At 62.8% G+C, this 21,952-nt stretch carries 18 protein-coding genes and 5 tRNA genes; 7 read left to right on the plus strand and 16 right to left on the minus strand.

Translation table 11 applies throughout. The annotated features are described in order from the left end of the window. Positions 1–113 precede the first annotated feature (113 nt). The 3 genes from PDMSB3_RS12065 (at position 114) to aceA (ending at position 4,265) form a co-directional block, all read left to right on the plus strand. Complete coding sequence (locus tag PDMSB3_RS12065; protein ID WP_007181402.1) at positions 114–383, plus strand: acyl-CoA-binding protein; 270 nt, start codon at positions 114–116, stop codon at positions 381–383. A gap of 454 nt (positions 384–837) precedes the next feature. Continuing rightward, positions 838–2,457 carry a DEAD/DEAH box helicase gene (locus tag PDMSB3_RS12070; protein ID WP_007181401.1) on the plus strand — a complete coding sequence of 540 codons (1,620 nt, stop codon included), beginning with the start codon at positions 838–840 and terminating at the stop codon, positions 2,455–2,457. A 503-nt stretch (positions 2,458–2,960) separates the two neighbouring features. Then, positions 2,961–4,265, plus strand: a complete 1,305-nt coding sequence (gene aceA, locus PDMSB3_RS12075; RefSeq protein WP_007181400.1) for an isocitrate lyase — start codon at positions 2,961–2,963, stop codon at positions 4,263–4,265. A 253-nt stretch (positions 4,266–4,518) separates the two neighbouring features. Here aceA and PDMSB3_RS12080 read toward each other — a convergent pair whose 3' ends face one another. Then, a complete protein-coding gene (locus PDMSB3_RS12080) occupies positions 4,519–4,953 on the minus strand; it encodes a universal stress protein (RefSeq protein WP_007181399.1) in 435 nt (144 codons plus the stop codon). Between the two features lie 190 nt (positions 4,954–5,143). Then, positions 5,144–6,046 carry a LysR family transcriptional regulator gene (locus PDMSB3_RS12085; RefSeq protein WP_035518035.1) on the minus strand — a complete coding sequence of 301 codons (903 nt, stop codon included), beginning with the start codon at positions 6,044–6,046 and terminating at the stop codon, positions 5,144–5,146. A 178-nt stretch (positions 6,047–6,224) separates the two neighbouring features. Between PDMSB3_RS12085 and PDMSB3_RS12090 the strand changes: the two genes are divergently transcribed. Both PDMSB3_RS12090 and aceB read left to right on the plus strand, forming a co-directional pair. Further along, positions 6,225–7,040, plus strand: a complete 816-nt coding sequence (locus tag PDMSB3_RS12090; RefSeq protein WP_007181397.1) for a haloacid dehalogenase type II — start codon at positions 6,225–6,227, stop codon at positions 7,038–7,040. 82 nt (positions 7,041–7,122) lie between these two features. Beyond that, on the plus strand, positions 7,123–8,733 hold the full coding sequence (gene aceB / locus PDMSB3_RS12095) for a malate synthase A (RefSeq protein WP_007181396.1): 1,611 nt from the start codon (positions 7,123–7,125) through the stop codon (positions 8,731–8,733). A gap of 211 nt (positions 8,734–8,944) precedes the next feature. On the opposite strand, the gene PDMSB3_RS12100 is transcribed toward aceB, so the two are convergent. Together PDMSB3_RS12100 and rraA are read right to left on the minus strand one after the other, a co-directional pair. Then, positions 8,945–9,346 (minus strand): gamma-glutamylcyclotransferase family protein, encoded by a 402-nt coding sequence (locus PDMSB3_RS12100; protein WP_007181395.1) that lies wholly within the window; start codon positions 9,344–9,346, stop codon positions 8,945–8,947. Between the two features lie 86 nt (positions 9,347–9,432). Next, a complete protein-coding gene (rraA, locus tag PDMSB3_RS12105) occupies positions 9,433–9,927 on the minus strand; it encodes a ribonuclease E activity regulator RraA (RefSeq protein ID WP_007181394.1) in 495 nt (164 codons plus the stop codon). Between the two features lie 172 nt (positions 9,928–10,099). Between rraA and PDMSB3_RS12110 the strand changes: the two genes are divergently transcribed. Continuing rightward, positions 10,100–11,011: an AraC family transcriptional regulator gene (locus PDMSB3_RS12110; protein WP_007181393.1), complete on the plus strand. Its 912-nt coding sequence runs from the start codon at positions 10,100–10,102 to the stop codon at positions 11,009–11,011. Positions 11,012–11,020: 9 nt separating this feature from the next. Here PDMSB3_RS12110 and PDMSB3_RS12115 read toward each other — a convergent pair whose 3' ends face one another. From PDMSB3_RS12115 to gltX, 7 genes are all read right to left on the minus strand, one after another. Next, the gene (locus PDMSB3_RS12115) at positions 11,021–11,485 is read right to left on the minus strand and encodes a GNAT family N-acetyltransferase (RefSeq protein ID WP_007181392.1); all 465 of its coding nucleotides are present in this window, start codon (positions 11,483–11,485) and stop codon (positions 11,021–11,023) included. 142 nt (positions 11,486–11,627) lie between these two features. Next, positions 11,628–11,704 (minus strand) — tRNA-Asp (locus tag PDMSB3_RS12120). A gap of 93 nt (positions 11,705–11,797) precedes the next feature. After that, a tRNA-Glu gene (locus tag PDMSB3_RS12125) sits at positions 11,798–11,873 on the minus strand. 61 nt (positions 11,874–11,934) lie between these two features. After that, positions 11,935–12,011, minus strand: a tRNA-Asp gene (locus tag PDMSB3_RS12130). A 103-nt stretch (positions 12,012–12,114) separates the two neighbouring features. After that, positions 12,115–12,190 (minus strand) — tRNA-Glu (locus PDMSB3_RS12135). Between the two features lie 165 nt (positions 12,191–12,355). Continuing rightward, positions 12,356–12,431 (minus strand) — tRNA-Ala (locus tag PDMSB3_RS12140). A gap of 100 nt (positions 12,432–12,531) precedes the next feature. Continuing rightward, positions 12,532–13,941: a glutamate--tRNA ligase gene (gene gltX / locus PDMSB3_RS12145; RefSeq protein WP_007181391.1), complete on the minus strand. Its 1,410-nt coding sequence runs from the start codon at positions 13,939–13,941 to the stop codon at positions 12,532–12,534. A gap of 416 nt (positions 13,942–14,357) precedes the next feature. Between gltX and PDMSB3_RS12150 the strand changes: the two genes are divergently transcribed. Next, positions 14,358–15,305, plus strand: a complete 948-nt coding sequence (locus PDMSB3_RS12150) for a patatin-like phospholipase family protein (protein WP_035518557.1) — start codon at positions 14,358–14,360, stop codon at positions 15,303–15,305. 127 nt (positions 15,306–15,432) lie between these two features. Here the strand turns inward: PDMSB3_RS12150 and PDMSB3_RS12155 are convergent, their stop codons facing one another. The 5 genes from PDMSB3_RS12155 to PDMSB3_RS12175 form a co-directional block, all read right to left on the minus strand. After that, positions 15,433–16,098 (minus strand): C40 family peptidase, encoded by a 666-nt coding sequence (locus tag PDMSB3_RS12155; RefSeq protein ID WP_007181389.1) that lies wholly within the window; start codon positions 16,096–16,098, stop codon positions 15,433–15,435. 136 nt (positions 16,099–16,234) lie between these two features. Then, the gene (locus PDMSB3_RS12160) at positions 16,235–17,866 is read right to left on the minus strand and encodes an ABC transporter ATP-binding protein (protein ID WP_007181388.1); all 1,632 of its coding nucleotides are present in this window, start codon (positions 17,864–17,866) and stop codon (positions 16,235–16,237) included. Next, positions 17,863–18,969, minus strand: a complete 1,107-nt coding sequence (locus PDMSB3_RS12165; RefSeq protein WP_007181387.1) for an ABC transporter permease — start codon at positions 18,967–18,969, stop codon at positions 17,863–17,865. Before PDMSB3_RS12165 ends, PDMSB3_RS12160 begins: the two co-directional genes overlap by 4 nt. Beyond that, complete coding sequence (locus PDMSB3_RS12170; protein ID WP_007181386.1) at positions 18,969–20,006, minus strand: microcin C ABC transporter permease YejB; 1,038 nt, start codon at positions 20,004–20,006, stop codon at positions 18,969–18,971. The genes PDMSB3_RS12165 and PDMSB3_RS12170 overlap by 1 nt, the downstream gene beginning before the upstream one ends. A 40-nt stretch (positions 20,007–20,046) precedes the next feature. Next, complete coding sequence (locus PDMSB3_RS12175) at positions 20,047–21,879, minus strand: extracellular solute-binding protein (RefSeq protein WP_197740252.1); 1,833 nt, start codon at positions 21,877–21,879, stop codon at positions 20,047–20,049. Positions 21,880–21,952: the final 73 nt, after the last annotated feature.

A 21,952-nucleotide genomic window follows, 5' to 3' on the forward strand; every position in this document is an offset into this window, starting at 1 on the left:
GCGCCAAGCCCTGCAGCCGGTGTTTGGAATAAGCCCTCAGCCCCGCGGCGGCATGCAGTTGTTATGATCGTCAGCCGACCTCAACCCCGACCCCGCCCAGCGGGCAAACCAAAATGACCGACATCAATACCCAGTTCGCCCAGGCTCAGGAAGATGTGAAACAACTGCCGGAACGCCCGGGCAATCTCACGCTGCTGCGTCTGTACGCCCTCTTCAAGCAGGCTAGCGAAGGCGATGTTCAGGGCGACAAGCCGGGTTTCACCGACATCGTCGGCAAATACAAGTACGACGCGTGGGCCGCGCTCAAAGGCACCGCGCAGGACGCCGCGAAGCAGCAATACGTCGACCTGGTCGAATCGCTAAAGAGCGGCGCGTCGGCCTGAAGCGGCTCCGAAGCGGTAACTGGCGGCCCGATCGGCGATCGGACCGCCCTTCAGCCGGCCGCCGTTGCAATTTTTCTGCCAGGAAACTTCCTAACAGTGGCGCGGTGCAGCAAAACCCTATACAATGCTGCCTGCGCTTCACTGCTTTGCCCGGCTTTCTCCTAGCGGCCTTTGCGGCGCAGCGCCTCGTAGCGTTTAGCTCCAATCCAGTTTAGAACCTGTCCCCTCCTGCCTAGCCCCCTACGGGCGATCATGTCCCAGGCTGGCGGCACGCCGTGTTGGCATGTCGCATCCGATACAGCTTCTAACGAAAAGCTCGCCTTCATTGTCGCGAGCTGCCCCCGTTTTTCGATTTGCTCGCTGCTTCTTTGCTCGCTGAATCCGACGACTTGGGTATGCCGATTGGCGCCGACGTTTTAATTCCGTGTGTACCAAGGATTTACCAAGGATTCTCATGACTTCGAGCAATACCCCCAGCAGCCCGTTGAACGCCATCGCCGACCAGGCACTCGGTCTCGCAAGCAGTGACGCAGCACCCGCCCAAGCCGCAGCCGTCGCTGCCGCTCCGGAAGCCGTCGTCGCCGAAGCCGCGGCACCGGCCGGCCCGTCGTTCGCGTCGCTCGGTCTGTCCGCGGACGTCGTCTCCGCGCTGACCGCCGCTGGCTATCAGAACCCCACGCCGGTTCAGCAACGCGCGATTCCCGCCGGTATCGCCGGCCGCGACCTGATGGTCTCGAGCCCGACCGGTTCGGGCAAGACCGCCGCTTTCATGCTGCCCGCCATCGAGCGTTTCTCGCAACTGCAAAAGGCGCAAGCCGGCCAGCCGCGTGAGCCGCGCCCGGCCGACGGCGCCCGCACGCGCCGTCCGCAGCCGGTTGCCCGTCCGACCATGCTGGTTCTGACGCCGACCCGCGAACTCGCCATGCAGGTCACCACCGCCGCCGCCACCTACGGCAAGCACCTGAAGCGTCTGCGCACCGTCAGCATTCTCGGCGGCGTCGCGTACGGCCAGCAATTGATGCTGCTCGCGAAGAACCCGGAAATCCTGGTTGCCACGCCGGGCCGTCTGATCGACCACCTGGAACGCGGCCGCATCGATCTGTCGCAACTGCAGATCCTCGTGCTCGACGAAGCCGACCGCATGCTCGACATGGGCTTTATCGAAGACATCGAAACGATCGTTGCCGCTACGCCGGCTACGCGTCAAACCATGCTGTTCTCGGCCACGCTCGACGGCAAGATCACTTCGCTGACCGGTCGTCTGCTGAAGGATCCGGAGCGTATCGAGATCGTTCAGCGTCTGGAACAGCGCACCAATATCGCGCAAACCGTCCATTACGTCGACGACCGCGATCACAAGGATCGTCTGCTCGACCATCTGCTGCGTGACGAAGGCCTCGACCAGGCAATCGTCTTCACGGCAACCAAGATGGACGCCGACCAGTTGGCCGGCCGTTTGGCCGACGCCGGTTTCGAATCGGCCGCCTTGCATGGCGATTTGCCGCAGGGCGCGCGTAACCGCACGATCCGCGCGCTGCGCGAGCGCCGCGTGCGCGTGCTGGTGGCGACGGACGTCGCCGCTCGCGGCATCGACATCCCCGGCATCACGCACGTGTTCAACTACGACCTGCCGAAGTTCGCCGAAGACTACGTGCACCGCATCGGCCGTACCGGTCGTGCCGGCCGCTCGGGTATCGCGGTGAGCCTCGTGCATCACGCGGAACAGGGCGCGTTGAAGCGCATCGAGCGCTTCGTGCGCGCCCCGCTGGCGGTCAATGTGGTCGAAGGCTTCGAGCCGCGCAAGTCGGCTCCGTCGGGTAACGGCCGTCCTGGCTTTGGCGGCCGCGGCCGTCCGGGCGGTGGCAACGGCGGTGGCCGTCGCTTCGGTAGCGGCTCGGGCAAGCCGGCCGGCAACGGCGGCGCTTCGCGCAGCGGCAGCGGCAACGGCGGCGGCTGGGCCGGCAAGTCGGCCGGCGGCGGTTCGCGTGAAGGCGGCTTCGGCGGCGGTTCGCGCGATGGCGGCTACGGCGCTCGCCGTAGCGACGGCCCGCGTACGGCGCGTCGCGGCAGCTAAGTACTGGACTGTGGGCGCACGCTGCTTCAGGCTTTCGGGCCGTTGCAGTGCCCAGCAAGTACTCAGTGGGCTTGAAACATTACCCGAACAGCTTCGCGCTGTTCGTCGGCAGGAAGAAACCGGTGCTTACGCGCCGGTTTTTTTTCGCCGGTCGCCCTGACAAATTTCACGATGTGGAAAATTTTTTTGCGTCGTAAAAAATCGTGCTGCACGGCACAAGACGACCTATTGCAAGATGGGAAAAGTCGTTTCTTGATGTGAAACGCACACTATAAGTCACTGATTATAAATAAGAATAAATATTCAAAAAACATCTCTTAGCGACTGTTGTGTGCCCCTCGATTTGCCTAGACTCTTATATAAGACTTCACGAAACGGAACACCCAATCAGGCCGACCGCGTCGACGAAGACCGCAAGTTTGCATGGAACCAGAGTGAGCGTTGAAGCGCCCACTCTGGTCGACAGAGTTACTTATTCATTACAGGCAACCAAGGAGCAAATCATGTCCCGTCAAGAACAAGCCAAACAACTTCAGCAGCAATGGGAAACGGATCCGCGCTGGAAAGGCGTGAAGCGCAGCTACACGGCGGAAGACGTGATCCGCCTGCGCGGTTCGGTGCAGGTCGAGCACACGCTCGCCAAGCGCGGTGCGCAAAAGCTGTGGGAAAGCGTGAACAACGAGCCGTTCGTCAACTCGCTTGGCGCGCTGACCGGCAATCAGGCCATGCAACAGGTCAAGGCCGGTCTCAAGGCGATCTATCTGTCGGGCTGGCAAGTCGCCGGCGACGCGAACGTGGCGGGTGAAATGTACCCGGACCAGTCGCTGTATCCGGCGAACTCGGTGCCGCTCGTCGTGAAGCGCATCAACAACACGCTGACGCGCGCTGACCAGATTCAGTGGTCGGAAGGCAAGAACCCGGGCGACGAAGGCTATATCGACTACTTCGCGCCGATCGTGGCGGACGCGGAAGCCGGCTTCGGCGGCGTGCTGAACGCGTTCGAACTGATGAAGGCGATGATCGAAGCGGGCGCTGCCGGCGTGCACTTCGAAGACCAGCTCGCCTCGGTGAAGAAGTGCGGCCACATGGGCGGCAAGGTGCTCGTGCCGACTCGCGAAAACATCGCCAAGCTGACCGCCGCGCGTCTGGCCGCCGACGTCTCGGGCGTGCCGACCGTGCTGCTGGCTCGTACCGATGCGGAAGCCGCCGACCTGATCACCTCGGACATCGACGAAAACGACAAGCCGTTCCTGACCGGCGAGCGCACGGTGGAAGGCTTCTACCGCACGAAGCCGGGTCTCGAACAGGCGATCTCGCGTGGCCTCGCCTACGCGCCGTACGCCGACATGATCTGGTGCGAAACCGGCAAGCCGGACCTCGAGTTCGCGAAGAAATTCGCCGACGCGATCCACAAGGAATATCCGGATCAACTGCTGTCGTACAACTGCTCGCCGTCGTTCAACTGGAAGAAGAATCTCGACGATGCAACGATCGCCAAGTTCCAGCGCGAACTCGGTGCGATGGGCTACAAGTTCCAGTTCATCACGCTGGCAGGCTTCCACGCGCTGAACTACTCGATGTTCAACCTCGCGCACGGTTATGCCCGCAACCAGATGACCGCCTTCGTCGAAATGCAGCAGGCTGAATTCGCTGCGGCCGAAAAGGGCTTCACCGCGGTCAAGCACCAGCGCGAAGTCGGCACCGGCTACTTCGACGCCGTGACGCAAACGGTCGAACGCGAAGCATCGACGACCGCACTGCACGGCTCGACGGAAGACGAACAGTTCTTCGACAAGCGGGTCGCGTAAGCAACCCCGCGGTCTGAACGAAGCAACAAAGGGCAACAAGGCAGACAGACGGACCAGCAGCCTTCGTCAGAAAGGCGCCGTCACAGGGAGGAGCAAGCCGTCGGCGCATGAGTCGATCAGCGCCGACGGCTGGAATCTGGGAGAGACAGCAGCAGAGACAAAGCCAGCGCAACGAATTGTGCGGCGAACACGGCGCGCGCCGGCCTCACCGCCGGCGCGTTTTCTTATCGGCTCCAATTTTGTCGGCTTCAATTCAGCGATACACGATCACTGGAATCTTCGTATGCGTGAGCACCCGCTGCGTTTCGCTGCCGATCAGCAGGCTGCCCAGACCGCGGCGCCCGTGCGACGCCATGAAGATCACGTCGCAGCCACCCTGCTCCGCCGCTTCGATAATGCCGAGATACGGCGCCGGGTGCACGCTGGTCCGGCTATGGACCGGAACGCCGACACGGCGCGCCGCCGTTTCCACTTCACGCAGATGCACACGCGCTTCGCGTTCGCTGCGCAGCAGGAATTCGGAGGGCGGCTCGACCACCACGTCGGAGAACGGCGAGTACGGGTATTGCGGCAGACATGCATAAGCGGTCACGCGCGCGTTGACGGCTTGCGCGAGATCGATGGCGCCGTCGATTGCTTTGCGTGACAGGTCTGAACCGTCGGTCGGAACCAGAATGTGCCTGAACATGATGTCCTCCGTCGCCGGCTGCGCGCAGCGCGGCGTCAGCGTCCAACGAGGCTCGGCGTACAAGCCGCTTCAATCGATTGTAGGTCGCGGAATCGGGCCTATGGATCTGCCGAGGGTCTGTCCGCATATCGGAAACCCCTCGTTCGCGGCGGCGCGATCGCCGGGCAAGGTCGCGCGGCGCCGGCCGACGTCAGCCCCAGTAGCCGGGATGTCCATAGGTATGCTTGAGAAAGTCCAGAAACAGTCTCACTCGCAGCGGCAGATGGCGACGCTGCGGAAACACCGCATGAATGCCGATGGGAGGCGCGGCGAATTCGTCGAGCACGCTGACGAGCCGCCCGGCCGCGATGTCCGTACCGACCTCCCACCACGAGCGCCACGCGAGACCGTAGCCTTCGAGGCACCAGTCGTGCAGCACCGCGCCGTCCGAGCATTCCATCGTGCCGGACACCTTGATCGAGACCACCTTGTCGTCCTGCTGGAACATCCAGCCGCGCTGCTGGTTGGCGCTCGCGCCGAGCGCGAGACAGTTGTGATGCGCAAGGTCGGCGAGACTGTGCGGCGCGGCGCGCCGGCTCAGATACGTCGGCGACGCGACGCAGACCCGGCGGTTCTCGCCGAGCTTGAGCGACACCAGCGACGAATCCGGCAATTCGCCGAGACGCACGGCGCAGTCGAAACCCTCGTTGACCAGATCGACGAGCCGGTCGGACAGGTCGAGCGTGATCGACACGTCCGGATGCGCGACCGTGAACGCCGGCACCAGCGGCGCAACGTGCCGCCGTCCGAAGCCCGCGGGCGCGGAGAGCCGCAGATGGCCGCTCGCCTTGACGCCGCCCGCCGACACGCTGGCTTCCGCGTTCTGCATCTCGTGAATGATGCGCTGGCAGTCCTCGAGAAAGGCCGAGCCTTCGAAGGTCAGTGTGAGCTTGCGTGTGGTGCGCACCAGCAATTTGACGCCGAGACGCTCTTCGAGCGCGTCGATGCGTCGCCCGATGATGGCCGGCGCCACGCCTTCGGCCGAGGCCGCAGCGGACAGGCTGCCTTTGGCTGCGACGGTCACGAAAGTCTCGATCTGCTTGAAACGGTCCATAAGCGATTGGAGCCGCGCCGTCCCAAGGCAAATGACCTTGAAAGACCGCGCGGGAAGGTGGATGGTGCGCGTCAGATTAGGTGCATGAAAGTAAAAGATCAAGTGATGTTTAGCCTCTTTTTTAGCATGAAGCATCACTAATACAATCCGTCCTGACCTCTGACAGGAGTGCACGGCAATGTCGGCCACAACGACACTCTCCCCCAAAGCAGTGATTTTCGACGCGTACGGCACGCTCTTCGACGTGCATTCGGTGATCGCTGCCGCGGAGCAGCTATTCCCCGGCAACGGTGACGCGCTCTCGCAGTTGTGGCGGCAGAAACAGATCGAATACACGCAGTTGCGCACGCTCGCCGCTCCGGTGGGCACACCCGGCGCGCACTACCGGCCGTTCTGGGACATCACGCTCGACGCGTTGCGCTTCGCCGCGAAAAAACTTCAACTCACGCTAGGCCGCAGCGCCGAAAAACGTCTGATGGACGAATATGCGTGCCTGTCCGCCTTCCCCGACGCCGTGCCCGCACTGCGCCTGTTGCACGACGTGTCCTCCACGGCAGCGGCGCCCGCAAGCGGCGAATCCACCTCGCGCCTGCGCCTCGCGATTCTCTCGAACGGCAATCCGCAAATGCTCGACATCGCCGTGAAGAGCGCCGGCATGACGGGCCTGTTCGACCACGTGTTATCCGTCGACGCCGTGCGCGCCTACAAACCCTCACCCGCCGCTTATGCACTCGGCACCCAAGCCTTCGGCGTGGAACCGCGCGAGATCGTCTTCGTGTCGTCGAATGGCTGGGACGTGGCGGGCGCGACGTGGTTCGGCTTCACCACTTTCTGGCTCAACCGGCAAAACGCACCAGCCGAAGAACTGGGCGTCACGCCGCACGGCGCGGGCGCAGGCATGACCGATCTGCCCGCTTTTCTGAAAACCCTGGCATCGCCCGGCCGCAGCAGCGGCGCCGGCGGCGGCCGCCCACGCCACAGCCCTGGCGCGTGACGGCTACCACTGGACTGCGCGACGTGCATCACCCGCATTTCAACATTTGTATCTTTGCAATCTGACCGACCAAGGAGAAAACATGGCGAACCCGCAGTCATCGCATGCATCGTTGCAGTTGCCGCAAGGCATGGAAATCACGGCTGAAATCAAGCCGGGCTATGACACGATTCTCACGCGCGAAGCGCTCGAACTTGTCGCCGCGCTGCACCGCACTTTCGAACCGCGCCGTCAGCAGTTGTTGCAGGCACGCGCGGAACGCACGAAGCGCCTCGACGCCGGCGAGCGTCCCGACTTCCTCGCCGAAACGAAAAGCGTGCGTGAAGGCGACTGGAAAATCGCACCGCTGCCGCAGGACTTGCAGTGCCGTCGCGTGGAAATCACCGGACCGGTCGAGCGCAAGATGATCATCAACGCGCTGAATTCGGGCGCGGATTCGTACATGACCGACTTCGAAGATTCGAATGCGCCGAGCTGGGATAACCAGATCACCGGCCATATCAATCTGAAGGACGCAGTGCGCCGCACGATTTCGCTGGAACAGAACGGCAAGTCGTACACGCTGAACGACAAGATCGCCACGCTGATCGTGCGTCCGCGCGGCTGGCATCTGGACGAGAAGCACGTGAAGGTGGACGGCAAGCGTGTGTCGGGCGGCATCTTCGACTTCGCGCTCTTCATGGTGCACAACGCGAAGGAACTGGTCGCGCGCGGCTCGGGCCCGTACTTCTATCTGCCGAAGATGGAAAGCCATCTCGAAGCGCGCCTGTGGAACGACATCTTCGTGGCCGCGCAGGAAGCGGTCGGCGTGCCGCGCGGCACGATTCGCGCGACGGTGCTGATCGAAACGATCCTCGCCGCGTTCGAGATGGACGAGATCCTGTACGAACTGCGCGAACACAGCTCGGGCCTGAACGCCGGCCGCTGGGATTACATCTTCTCGGCGATCAAGAAGTTCAAGTCCGACCGCGACTTCTGTCTGGCCGACCGCTCGCAGATCACCATGACCTCGCCGTTCATGCGGGCCTACGCGCTGCTGTTGCTGAAGACCTGCCATCGCCGCAGTGCGCCGGCGATCGGCGGCATGAGCGCGCTGATTCCGATCAAGAACGATCCGGCCGCGAACGACAAGGCAATGACCGGCGTGCGCTCGGACAAGGCGCGCGACGCCGGCGACGGCTACGACGGCGGTTGGGTCGCCCACCCGGGCCTCGTGCCGATCGCAATGGAAGAGTTCGTCAAGGTGCTCGGCGACAAGCCGAACCAGATCGGCAAGCAACGCGACGACGTGCTCGTCACGGCAACCGACCTGCTGGACTTCCGTCCTGAAACGCCGATCACCGAGAACGGTCTGCGCAACAACATCAACGTCGGCATTCATTACCTGGGAGCGTGGCTCACGGGCAACGGCTGCGTGCCGATCCACAACCTGATGGAAGATGCCGCCACCGCGGAAATCTCGCGCTCGCAGGTGTGGCAATGGATTCGCTCGCCGAAGGGCAAGCTCGATGACGGCCGCAAGGTCACGGCCGAGCTGGTGCGCGCGTTGTCGGTGCAGGAACTCGACAAGGTGAAGCAGGCCGTGGGCGGCGATACGAAACCGTATGAGCGCGCCGCGCAGATCTTCGAGGCAATGTCGACGTCGGAGCAGTTCACCGACTTCCTGACGTTGCCGCTGTACGAGGAGATCTGAGGCCGGCGTCGGACCTCGAGCGCCTTGGTGGCATCAGGTGCAGGAGTGACGGACGACGCAGTAGCAAGTCCGCTTTCGCGTGTCATTTCGCGTGCTTATTCGTGCAGCGCACGCGGCGCGAAAGCGGCTTGAGTCGCAAGGCTGACCGACCGGGCGGCCCGACAGGCGCATGCCTGCCGGGCCGTTTTTTATGCACGCGTGACGCGTTCAGTCAGCGCGAGCTGCGATGCTCGACCCAGTCGCCCGATCTGATTTCCGGCAAGCCCTTCACCGCATTCGGCGCAACGGGATAAAAGCGGCAGTTCACGACATTGCCGTCGACTTTCACCATCACCTCGCGCGCGAGGAAACGATCCTCGACGCCTGGATAAACCGCCTCGATTTCGTCGAGCACCGCGACCAGTTCGTCGTCGATCTCATAGACGTCGCCGATCACATCGACACCGGCTTCGTCGACGACGAGACCCGGGTACGAGCCGAAATCGAACAGGTGGCCGCGCACCGTGGCCGTGCCCAGCAGATTGGGCGCGGCGATCTCGTTGCGCGCCGCCGCTTCGCTGATGTCGTTCACTTCACCGGCGCGCAATGTGCCGTATACAAAGACGGTCTGCATCGTCGTTTGCTCTCCTTGAAGGGGGTTCGGGTGACTTGTGCTTCTGTTCGAATCTGCGTCCTGGCTGCGGTCGAGCTCAGCTCTGTTCACTTCAATGCCGCGCTCGCCACGAGCACGCCGTCGCTATCCACGTAGATCCATTCACCGGGACGCACTAGCGCGCCGGGCAACTGCACCGCCACGCCGCGCTCGCCGGTGCCGAGTTTCTGGCCGCGCCGCGGGCAGGTTGCCAAAGCTGCAATGCCGACGTTCACTTCATTGAGCTCCAGCGTGTCGCGCACACAGCCGTTCAGGACGATGCCCGCCCAACCGTTCTGTTGCGCAATCTGTGCAAGGTTGCCGCCCACCAGCGCGCAGCGCAGGCTGCCGCCGCCATCGACCACCAGCACACGGCCCGCGCCCTTCTCTTCGAGCGTGGCGCGCACGAGTGCGTTGTCTTCGAATACCTTCAGCGTCACCGCTTCGCCGCTGAAACACTCGGCACGGCTGAACAGGTGAAAAACGGGATCGAGCACGCGCAACGTGCCGAGCGCCAGTTGGTCCTCGTGCGCGTCGCACAAGTCCGCGGTTGCAAAGCTCATGGAGTTCTCCTCGGGTCTGGGCATCGACACATTATGCAACGCCGGGTGCCACGCAACACCTACAATGAGAAGCCCGCGGCGGTTTGCCGTAGCGGGTTTTGCATGGCGGAGCCTTGAGACTACTTTCCGGGTCCGCTCTTCTCGCGTTCCGTTATCGGGATCGATCTTCACCATGACTTCGTCCGTCGACTCAGACCTGTCGAGCTTCGTACGCTTCGCCGACACTCCTCCCGAGTTCCAGCCGACCGATGCGCATCCCATCCGCGTGCGTTCCCGGCAGATGCCCTCGGGCTGGCGCATTGCGCGTCACACGCATGCGTGGGCGCAGGTGGCCTATGCGTCGCGCGGCGTGCTGCGAGTGGCGACGACCGGCACGACGTGGATGGTGCCGCCGTCGCGCGCAATCTGGGTACCGCCGCACGTGACGCACGAAGTGGTCGCTGTCGAAGACGCGTTCCTGCGCACGCTGTACATCACCGAAAGTACCGTGCCGGCCGGGCTCGACACGCCGCGCGTGGTCGAAGTCTCGGATCTGCTGCGTGAAGTGATCGCCGCGCTCGACACACCCGGCATCTCGGCCACGCGCGAGCAGTTGCTCGGCGCGCTCGCACTCGACGAATTGACACGATCCGAGCCACTGCCGCTCTCGGTGCCAATGCCCAACGAAAAGCGCCTGCGCGCGCTGTGCGAAGCGGTCATCGCGGACCCGACGCATGGCGAGTCGCTCGAACAATGGGCGTCCAGCGTAGGCGCAAGCACGCGCACGATTGCGCGGCTGTTCCGTCAGGAGTTGGGCGTGAGTTTTTCGCAATGGCGCCAGCAGGCGATTCTGGCGCGCGCGATTCCGCTGTTGAGCCAGGGAAGGCCGCTCTCGCATGTCGCGCTGGAACTGGGCTATCAGAGTCAGAGCGCTTTCTCCGCGATGTTCCGGCGCGCGTTCGGCGAAAGTCCGCGCGCGTTCATCGAGCGTGGCTCCGAACATCGCGTGGAACATGGGGAGCGTGGCGACATGGAGACGGACAACGAGACGGCGGCGCAGGACCGCGCGGATGCCGAGGACGCCGAGGAGGATGCCGGGCGCTGAGCGTCCGCCTCAGACGCGTCGCGCCAGATGACGGATCGCGCCGAGTTGCGCCAGACGCGGCCCGGTCAGCTTATAGCCTTTGCGCTGATAGAGCCGTGCGGCGGGATTGTCGACGAACACACGCAACTGCAACTCGCGCAACCCACGCTCGCGCGCCCATTGATGCGAGACATCGAGCAGATACGTGCCGGCGCCGAGCCGGCGATGGCCTTCGGCAATCTGCACGTCGCGAATATGCAGCGAGTCGCCCTCTTGCGTGATGCGCAACACGCCGATCGGCGTGCCGTCCACCTCGAGAATGAAATTCTCCGACTCGCGCCAACTGCCGAGAAACAGATCGCCGCGCCAGACGAGATGGTGGCGGCGATAGTAACCGCCCATATTGTTGCGAGTCAGCGCCTCGGCGAACTCGAAATCGTCCATGCTGGCTTTGCGCAGATGAAACGGTAACGCAGCTTCGGTTGGATCGAACATGGCGGAGCGACGGAGATGAGTCGGATCAACGGTAAAACAGGCCGCGCGCGCTGGCAATGGCTGTTTGTCCCGAGCATACCCAGGCGCAATGGATAGCGAAATAAAAAAAGCCCACTTCTTTCGAAGTGGGCTTTCTCAAATCTGGCGGAGCGGACGGGACTCGAACCCGCGACCCCCGGCGTGACAGGCCGGTATTCTAACCAACTGAACTACCGCTCCAGATTTTTTGCGCCGCAGCTTATGAGGCTGGCTCATTTATCACTGCGTCACACTGCATCGCTCATACTTCCAACCGAACGACGCCAGATGCTCTGGCGTCCCCTAGGGGATTCGAACCCCTGTACTCACCGTGAAAGGGTGATGTCCTAGGCCTCTAGACGAAGGGGACAACGTACTGCTTATACCTTTAATGAAAAAGCCCGTTCAAGTTTGGATGAACGGGCTTTGTCTGGCGGAGTGGACGGGACTCGAACCCGCGACCCCCGGCGTGACAGGCCGGTATTCTAACCGACTGAACTACCACTCCAGTCTTTACACCCTAGCTTGCGAGCGTCGGTTATTTCTCTGCAAGCTGCGCCACTTTACTGCCCACCGAGTTGAACTCGGAACACTAAAGCGACGCTGATGTTTGGCGTCCCCTAGGGGATTCGAACCCCTGTACTCACCGTGAAAGGGTGATGTCCTAGGCCTCTAGACGAAGGGGACATAATCTTTTCAGATCTGTCTTTAACTCGCTGCCAACTTACGCTAACTTGTCAGTTATTTCGTTTCGTCAACTGCGAAGACCGCTATTTTAACTACGTTACAACTGTTTGTGAAGTCTTTTTTGCTACAAGCCCCAGACTTCGGGACGACTTCATTCTGCTCTGATGGTGGAGGTAAGCGGGATCGAACCGCTGACCTCTTGCATGCCATGCAAGCGCTCTCCCAGCTGAGCTATACCCCCTTGCAGAACAGAAACGAGATTTTAGAGGCCAATTTTCGCTTTGTAAATACCCTTTGAGCAATTGCATGCGACTTTTTTCGCAAGTCGCATGCAAACGCGCTCAGGCCAGCGCTTTTTCGATACGGCTCACCACGACATCACGCCCGAACAGCATCAGAACGCTATCGATCGACGGCGTGTGCGTGGTGCCCGCCACCAGCAGACGCACCGGCATGGCAAGCTGCGGCATCTTCAACTTGTGCGTGCCGAGCGTGCCCTTCAATGCCGCCGCGATTGCCTCCTTGGTCCACTCTACTGTCTTGAGCGCGGCGGCCAGATCGGCGAGCGCCGGACGCACCGCGTCGGTCACGTGCTGCGCGAGGGACTCGGCGTCCGGCGCCGGCGCACGATAGAACATCGCGGCATTCTCTGCGATTTCCTTTACCGTCGATGCGCGATCCTTCAGCAAGCCCACCACGGCTGTCAGATCGGCGCCCTGGGCAAGCGTGGCTTCGTCGATACCGAGCGCAGCGAAGAAGGGGCGCGCCAACTCCGCGAGGCGCGCGTTGTCGGCTTCCTTGATGTAGTGCGCATTCAGCCAGTTCAGCTTGTCGTGGTCGTATTGGGCCGGGGACTTGCCCAGATGCTCCAGATCGAACCACTCGACGAACTGTTCACGCGAGAAGATTTCCGCGTCGCCATGCGACCAGCCCAGACGCGCCAGATAGTTGACCACCGCCTCCGGCAGGTAACCGGCGTCGCGATAACCCATCACGCTCATCGCGCCGTGGCGCTTGCTCATCTTCTCGCCCTGCTCGTTCAGCACGGTCGGCAAGTGTGCGTAGACCGGCGGCTCGCCGCCGAGCGCGCGCAGAATGTTGATCTGCCGCGGCGTGTTGTTGACGTGATCGTCGCCGCGAATCACGTGCGTGATACGCATATCCAGATCGTCGACCACCACGCAGAAGTTGTAGGTCGGCGTGCCGTCCGGCCGCGCGATCACGAGGTCGTCGAGTTCCTCGTTCGAAATCTCGATGCGGCCCTTCACGGCGTCGTCCCATGCCACCACGCCGTTGAGCGGGTTACGGAAGCGCAGCACCGGCTGCACGCCCGCGGGCGGCTCCGGCAGCACCTTGCCCGGCTCCGGGCGCCACGTGCCGTCATAGCGCGGCTTTTCGCCGGCTTCGCGCTGGCGTTCGCGCAGCGCGTCCAGTTCTTCCGTCGACATGTAGCACGGGTACACCAGCCCCGCGTCCTGCATCTGCTTGAGCACTTCGCGGTAACGGTCCATGCGCTGCATCTGGTAGAACGGACCTTCGTCGAAATCGAGGCCGAGCCACGCCATGCCTTCGAGAATGGCGTCGACGGATTCAGTTGTGGAGCGCTCGACGTCGGTGTCCTCGATCCGCAGCACGAAGATCCCGTTCATCTTGCGCGCGAACGCCCACGGGTAAAGCGCGGAGCGAATGTTGCCGAGGTGGATGAAGCCGGTGGGACTCGGTGCGAAACGGGTGCGAACAGAGGTGGTCATTAGCGGTTACTCGGAAGACAGGCGCCGGCGCCTGGGTGGGACATAGCCCGTGAAGCAGCCCGTGAAGCGTGGCAGCGGACCGCGCCCGTGCGGCAGGCAGGCGCCGCGCATGGACACGAAGGAAATAAATGCGAGAGGCGAATTATACCTTCCGCAAGCGGGTTGCCTGCCCTCGTCCGAACGGCCAATGCGGCCCGCGTGCCGCGTCGCGCAGCGCCCGAGCGTTTCCTCTGCAACGTTTCATTACCGCGCCGCCGCGCGCACCTGGCTTTGATTTATGATGTGCGCGCGCTGCGGCCGGAGTTCAATCCACAGCGCCTTGGTATCGCCGCCGGCGATCCTGTCGTCTGACTATCTGCCTGATCGCGGCAAGGGTGACGCCGATTGCGTTGCCCGCGCCGTTGCTGGAGAACTCGTTGAAACCCTCATCGCCTCGCCTCGCCCGCCGCAACTTTTCATTGGCCGCCGCCTCCGCGGTGCTGGCCGCCTGCACCACCACCGGCGGCAAAACCGATAGCACGCCCGTTGCCGCCACGCCCACCACCAACACGCCACCACTCGACAAGCCACAGCGGCCGCTGCGCGTCGCGCTCGCGCTGGGCGGCGGCGCCGCGCGCGGCTTCGCGCACATCGGCGTGATCAAGGGGCTCGAGGCGCGCAATATCCAGATCGACCTGGTGGCCGGCACCAGTGCGGGTTCGGTGGTCGGTGCGTTGTACGCGTCGGGCATGAACGGCTTCGCGCTCAACAAGCTCGCCTTGAGCATGGACGAAGCATCGATCAGCGACTGGGCCATGCCGTTTCGCACGCGCGGCTTCCTGCAAGGCGTCGCGTTGCAGAACTACCTGAACACGACGCTCAACAACCGTCCGATCGAGAAAATGGCCAAGCCGCTCGGCGTGGTCGCGACCGACCTGAAAACCGGCCAGCCGATCCTGTTCCAGCGCGGCAATACCGGCGTCGCGGTGCGTGCGTCGTGCAGCGTGCCGTCGATTTTCGAGCCGGTGAAGATCGGCGGACACGAGTATGTGGACGGCGGGCTGGTGAGCCCGGTGCCGGCGTCGTTCGCACGCAAGATGGGCGCGGATTTCGTGATCGCCGTGGATATCTCGCAGCGCCCGGAAAGCGGCCTGACGGCCAGCTCGTTCGACGTGCTGATGCAAACCTTCACGATCATGGGCCAGACGATCAAGGCCTATGAACTCGACAAGTACGCCGACGTCGTGATCCGGCCGAATCTGGCCGCCATGAGCGGCAGCGATTTCTCCCAGCGCAACGCCGCGATTCTGGCCGGCGAAGAAGCGGTGGCGAAGATGATGCCGGAGTTGCAGCGCAAGCTGGCAGCGAGTCGCGTAGCGACGTAGCGGACCTGAAGCGCTCTGCGAAGCGGCTCGTTGGCCGCTCAAATGCAAAAAGCCTGCTTCGAACGAAGCAGGCTTTTTTACGCCGGAACCGCCGCGGAATGGGCCACAGACCGGGCCACACTATCCCTTACTGATTGCCGCCGATCGCCGCGTTCACGCGCTTGCGCAGATCCTGGCCGTCCTGATAGGACGTCTCGATCCGGCGCGCGCCGGTAAAGCGCTTTTCCCAGTAGCCGCTATCCATGTCGTCGACACGGATCGTGCTGCCCGTGGAAGGCGAATGCACGAACTTGTTGTCGCCGATATAGATGCCAACGTGCGAGAACGTGCGGCGCATGGTGTTGAAGAACACCAGATCGCCCGGCTTCAGGTCGCTCACGCGAACCTTCTCGCCGACGCGGCTCATTTCCTCGGCGCGGCGCGGCAGCGCCATACCGAGCGTGTCCTGGAACACGTAGCGCACGAAGCCGCTGCAATCGAGCCCGGAATCCGGTGTATTGCCGCCCCAGCGGTAGCGCACGCCGATCATGTTCAGCGCGCCGACCACCACGTCGCCCGCTTTTCCGGCCATGCCGGAAAGAAACGATTTGGCGCCGCTGTCGCTTTCCGGCGCGGTGGTTTGCGAATTGGAAGTGGGCAAAGAATTCGACCCGCTGAGGGTCGAATATGAGGCATTCTGATTGAAACTGCTTACTTCGTCGGCGAACGCGCCGGGAGTTGCTGCCATCAAGACGCCAATGAACATCCCGGCGACGACGCGCGTACCAGCCTGGGTTAGGTTTCTGTGCTGCATTGGTCGGTATTTTTTGCCTAAGAATCAGGGAGCTACGGAAAAAGTTTGGTCGATACTAGCCAGTAAGTATTCACGTGTCAAAACAAATAGAAAAAATCAATCGAGACACGCACCCAATTGGTGAAAGGGTGAAAAATCAATGGTCAAGAGCTGCTTTCAGCAGCTTTCGAGTGTAGGGGTGCGCGGGTCTCGCAAAAATTTCCTCAACGCCCCCCGTTTCCACGATCGAACCGTTTTGCATGACCGCGACACGATGCGCCATCGCCCCGATAACAGCCAGATCGTGACTGATGAAAACGAAGCCCAGGTTGTACTTCTGCTGCAACCCGGTGAGCAGTTTCAACACCTGCTGCTGAATGGAAACGTCGAGCGCGCTGGTCGGTTCGTCGAGGATCAGAATGCGCGGCTCCAGCACCAGCGCGCGCGCAATGGCGATCCGCTGACGCTGGCCGCCGGAAAATTCGTGCGGATAGCGTTGCAGCACCGTGCGGTCGAGGCCGACTTCGCGCAGTACCGCGATCACCTTGTCGCGCCGCGCTTGCGGCGTCATGGCCGGCCGGTGCAGCGCAAGCCCTTCGCCCACTATGCGTTCGATGGTCTGGCGCGGCGACAGCGAACTGAACGGATCCTGAAAGACGACCTGCATATTCGAGCGCAAGGCGGTCTGTTCGGCGCCGCGATAGCTGCCGAGCGGCCTGCCCTGAAACTCGATCTCGCCGTGCACGGTGCGCTGCAGACCGAGCAACGCCATCGCCAGCGTCGATTTGCCCGAACCCGATTCGCCGACGATCCCAAGCGTTTCACCCTGCCGCACGGACACATTGGCGTCCGCGACCGCGCGAAACCGCCCCGAGCGAAACCAGCCGCTGAAGCCCGGCAGCTTCGTTTTGAAATCGACCGAGATGTCGCGCCCTTCGAGCACCACCGGCGCAATCGGCAGCACCGGCACAACCGTGCGTTCCGGGCGGCTCGCCAGCAGACGCTGCGTGTATGGGTGCTGCGGCGCCCCGAAGACCTGCTCGACGGGCCCGCTTTCCACCAGAACGCCCTTCTCCATCACCGCGATGCGTTGCGCGAAGTGGCGCACCAGATTCAGATCGTGCGTGATCAGCAGAACCGCCATGCCGCGCTTTTCCGCTTCGTCGCGTTGCAATTCGAGCAGCAGTTCGACAATCTGTGCGCGAATCGTGACGTCGAGCGCGGTGGTCGGCTCGTCGGCCAGCAGCAGACGCGGACGGCACGCCAGCGCCATTGCGATCATCGCGCGCTGACGCTGGCCGCCGGAAAGCTGATGCGGATAGCTGTTCACGCGCTTGCCCGGTTCGGCAATGCCGGTGCGCCCCAGCAGCGCCACCGCGCGTTTGCGCGCCTCGTGCGCGCTTACGCCATCATGCACGACGATGGTTTCCGCGATCTGGTCGCCGACCGTATAGAGCGGATTGAGTGCGGTCATCGGCTCCTGAAAGATCATCGCGATATCGGAGCCGCGCATGCCGCGCATTTCGCGCTCGCTTTTGGCAAGCAGGTCTTCGCCGTCGAAACGGATCGAGCCGCTCACCTGCGCGTCGCTCAGCAGGCGCAGGATCGACAGCGCGGTCACGCTTTTGCCCGACCCCGATTCGCCGACCAGCGCCACCCGCTCGCCCCGCTGGATCGCGAGCGTGACGTCCTTCACCGCGACCGTGTCGCCAAAGCGCACGTGCAGATGCTCCAGCTCGAGCAGCGGCGTCGCGGCCTGCGGTGCGTTGTTCTGCAAGCCGGCGCTCATTGATTGCCTCCGGCGCGCATGGCATCGGAGATGCGTGTGTCGAGCGCGTTGCGCAACGCATCGCCCATGAAGGTCAGCAGCAGCAACATCGCTACCAGTACGCCGAAGGTAGACAGTGAAATCCACCACGCGTCGAGATTCGCCTTGCCTTGCGCGAGCAGTTCACCGAGGCTCGGCGTCGGCGACGGTACGCCCAGACCGAGAAAGTCGAGGCTCGTCAGCGCGAGAATGGCGCCGCTCATGCGAAACGGCAGGAAGGTGATGACCGGCGTCAAGCTATTGGGCAGCACATGCCGCCACATGATCTGCCAGTTCGACAGCCCCATCGCACGTGCCGCGCGCACATAATCCTGGTGGCGATTGCGCAGAAACTCCGCGCGCACATAGTCGGACAGGCCGATCCAGCCGAACAGCGAGAGCAGCACGATCAGCAGAATGAAGCCCGGCTCGAAGATCGACGAAAAGATGATCAGCAGATAAAGCTCGGGCATCGCGCTCCATATTTCGATCAAACGCTGCCCGATGATATCGATACGTCCTCCGAAATAACCCTGCACGGCGCCCGCCGCAATTCCGAGTATCGTGCCGATCAGCGTCAGCACCAGCCCGAATTCCACCGACACCCGGAAGCCGTACAGCAAACGCGCGAACAGGTCGCGGCCACGGTCGTCGGTGCCGAGCCAGTTGTCGCGCGACGGCGGGGCCGGGTTCGGCGCCTTCGAAAAGTAGTTCAGCGTGTCGTAGTAGTAGCGATTCGGCGGATACAGCGCGAAATTGCCCGGCGCGTCGAAGCGCTGCTTGACATACGGATCGAGATAATCGGCCGGCGTCGGGAAATCGCCGCCGAACGTGGTTTCCGCGTAGGTCTTGAACATCGGGAAATACAGGTTGCCCTCATAGCGCACCACGAGCGGCTTGTCGTTCGACCACAGCGGACCAGCCAGACTCGCCGCGAACGCCACCACGAATACGATCAGACTCCAGTAGCCCAGGCGCTGCTGGCGAAAGCGCTGCCAGACACGGCGCGCAGGCGAAGGCGAGACGAACGCGCGCGCGGTTTCGGCGCGCGCCGACGCATCGGCGGAAAGACGGGCTCGATTCATCAGCGCTCCAGTTGTTCGAATTGGATGCGGGGATCGACCCACACATAGCAAAGATCGGAAATCAGCTTGGTTGCAAGACCGATCAGCGTGAACAGATACAGCGTGCCGAGCACGACCGGATAGTCGCGCCGCACCACCGATTCATACGACAGCAGCCCGAGCCCGTCGAGCGAAAACAGCGTTTCGATCAGCAGACTGCCGGTAAAGAACGCGCCGATGAACGCGGCCGGAAACCCGACGATCAGCGGCAACAGCGCATTGCGGAACACGTGCTTCCATAGCACGCGCTTTTCGGACAGACCTTTGGCGCGCGCGGTCAGCACGTATTGTTTGCGGATCTCGTCGAGAAAAGCGTTTTTCGTCAGCATGGTGACCACCGCGAAACTGCCCACGACCGAGGCCGTGATCGGCAACGCGATATGCCACAGATAGTCGAGCACCTTGCCGGCGACACTCAATTGAGCCCAGTTGTCCGACGTGAGATTGCGCAGCGGAAACAGTTGCAGGAACGTGCCGCCACCAAACAGCACGAGCAGCAACACGCCCAGCACAAAGCCCGGAATCGCGTAGCCGATCAGCACCACGAGGCTCGTTGCGACGTCGAAGCGCGAGCCGTTGCGGATCGCCTTGGCAATGCCGAGCGGCACCGATATCAGATACGTCAGAAAGAACGTCCATAAGCCGATGCTGATCGACACCGGCAGCTTGGAGACGATCAGCGACCACACGCTTTGATGGCGGAAATAGCTCTGGCCGAGATCGAAAGTGGAGAAGCGCTTGAGCATCAGCACATAGCGCTCGAGCGGCGGTTTGTCGAAGCCGTAGAGCGCCTTCAGTTGCGCGATCTGCTGCGCGTCGACGCCGCTATGCGCGCGCAAACCGAACGGCGCACCGTTCTCCGCGCCTTTGCGCAATTCGTGCTGCATCTGCTCGACCGGGCCGCCGGGGACGAACTGGATCACGGCGAAAGTCAGCGTCAGCACGCCGAGCAGGGTCGGGATCATGAGCAGCAGGCGTTTGAGGATGTAGCTCCACATAGCGGCGGTTCCGGTGCGAAGGCGATGAATGAATGACGCGTTAGCGCGGCTGGGCCTGGGCTTGCGGCTGCGCGAACCACCACGTCGACGTGATCCAGCCTTCTGCTGAATAGTACAGGGGCAATGTTTTTGGCCACGCGAGGCCGCGCTTGAACGCCACCCGGTGCGTCGCGCTGTACCAATGCGGCACGACATAGTAGCCATGCATCAGCACGCGGTCGAGCGCGTGGGTGGCATCGATCAGTTGCTCGCGGGTCTGCGCATGCACGAGCGCGCTCAGAATGGCATCGACCGCGGGCGACTTCAGCCCGATCATGTTGTCGGAGCCTTGCGTATCCGCGGCCTTGCTGCCGAAGCGCTCGATCTGCTCCGAACCGGGCACCTGCACGTCCGGCATCCGGATCGTCGTGGTGTCGAAATCGAAGCTGTCCAGACGCTTCTGATAGACCGCGAAATCCGACACGCGAAACGTGGCTTCGATGCCGAGCTTCTGCAGATTGCGGATGAAGGTCGCGACGATCGGCTCCATCTGCGCGGACGAGCCGGAGTCGTCCAGAATCTCGAAGCGGAACGGCTCGCCTTTGGCATTACGCAACGCGCCGTCGCGATAGGTCCAGCCGGCCTGCTGCAATAGCGCGCGCGCCTGCAACAGATTGGCGCGCAGCGAGCCGGGCGGATCGGTGTCCGGCTGCTTCGGCGGCGGACCGAACACCGCCGGGTCGAGCTTCGCGCGCCACGGTTCGAGTAACGCCAGCTCGCCTGGCGACGGCAACCCCTTCGCCTGCAGATCGGTATTGGCGAAGAAACTGTCGATACGCGTGTACTGATTGAAGAACAACTGGCGGTTGAGCCACTGAAAGTCGAGCGCGAGATCGAGCGCCTTGCGCACGCGCACGTCCTGAAACAAAGGCCGCCGCGTGTTGAGCATGAAGCCCTGCATGCCGGTGCCGTTATGTTGCGGAAACACCTGTTTGATCAGCTCGCCGTTATCGAACTTCTTGCCAACGTCACGCCGAACCCAATTGCGCGCGACATACTCGACCAGTACGTCGTACTCGCCCGCTTTGAACGCTTCCAGACGCGCCGTGCTGTCCGAATACAGCTTGTAGACAATATGATCGAAGTTATTCGTGCCGACACGCACCGGCAGCGCCGCGCCCCAGTAATTCGGGTCGCGCCGGTACGTGATCGTTCGGCCGTTGTCGTACTGCTCGATCAGATAGGGACCGCTGCTGATCGGCTTTTCGAACGCGAGCTGGTCGAACCGAATCCGGCTGCCGTCCGGCTTCATCCCCCACTTGCGCGAGAACACCGGCATACCGCCCGCAAGTAACGGCAACTCGCGATTGCGCTGGCGAAACTCGAAGCGGATCGTCTGCGAATCGACGACCACCGCGCGCGTGATCTCGCCGAAGATCGATGCGAATTGCGGCGCGGCCTGCGGGCTCTTCAGCGTATCGAGCGAAAACTTGACGTCGTCGGCGGTGACCGGCTCGCCGTTCGAAAAGCGCGCGCGCGGATTGATGTGGAAGGTGACGGACAAGCCGTCCGGCGCGATGCTGATGTCGTCGGCGAGCAGCCCGTAGGCGGACGCCACTTCGTCGCTGCTGCCGGTGGTGAGGCTTTCGAACAGCAGGTCCACACCGGGCGCCGTATTGCCGCGCAGTGTGAACGGATTGAATTTATCGAAGCTCGTGAGGCGGCTCGGATTGGCCAGCACCAGCGTGCCGCCCTTCGGTGCGTCCGGGTTGACGTAGTCGAAGTGCTTGAAATTCGCCGGATATTTCGGGTCGCCGTATTGCGCGATCGCATGGACCGCCTGCGCCCTCGGCGCCACGAGCAACCCGGCCACCGCCAGCACGCCGCACATCATGGCCGCGCAGAGGGAGCGCCATGAACGCGGCACGAGCGCGCAGCCGGCGCGCGAGGGTCTGTGAATCACGCTG

Origin of the sequence: Paraburkholderia dioscoreae (genome assembly GCF_902459535.1) — a bacterium.
GTDB lineage: Bacteria > Pseudomonadota > Gammaproteobacteria > Burkholderiales > Burkholderiaceae > Paraburkholderia > Paraburkholderia dioscoreae.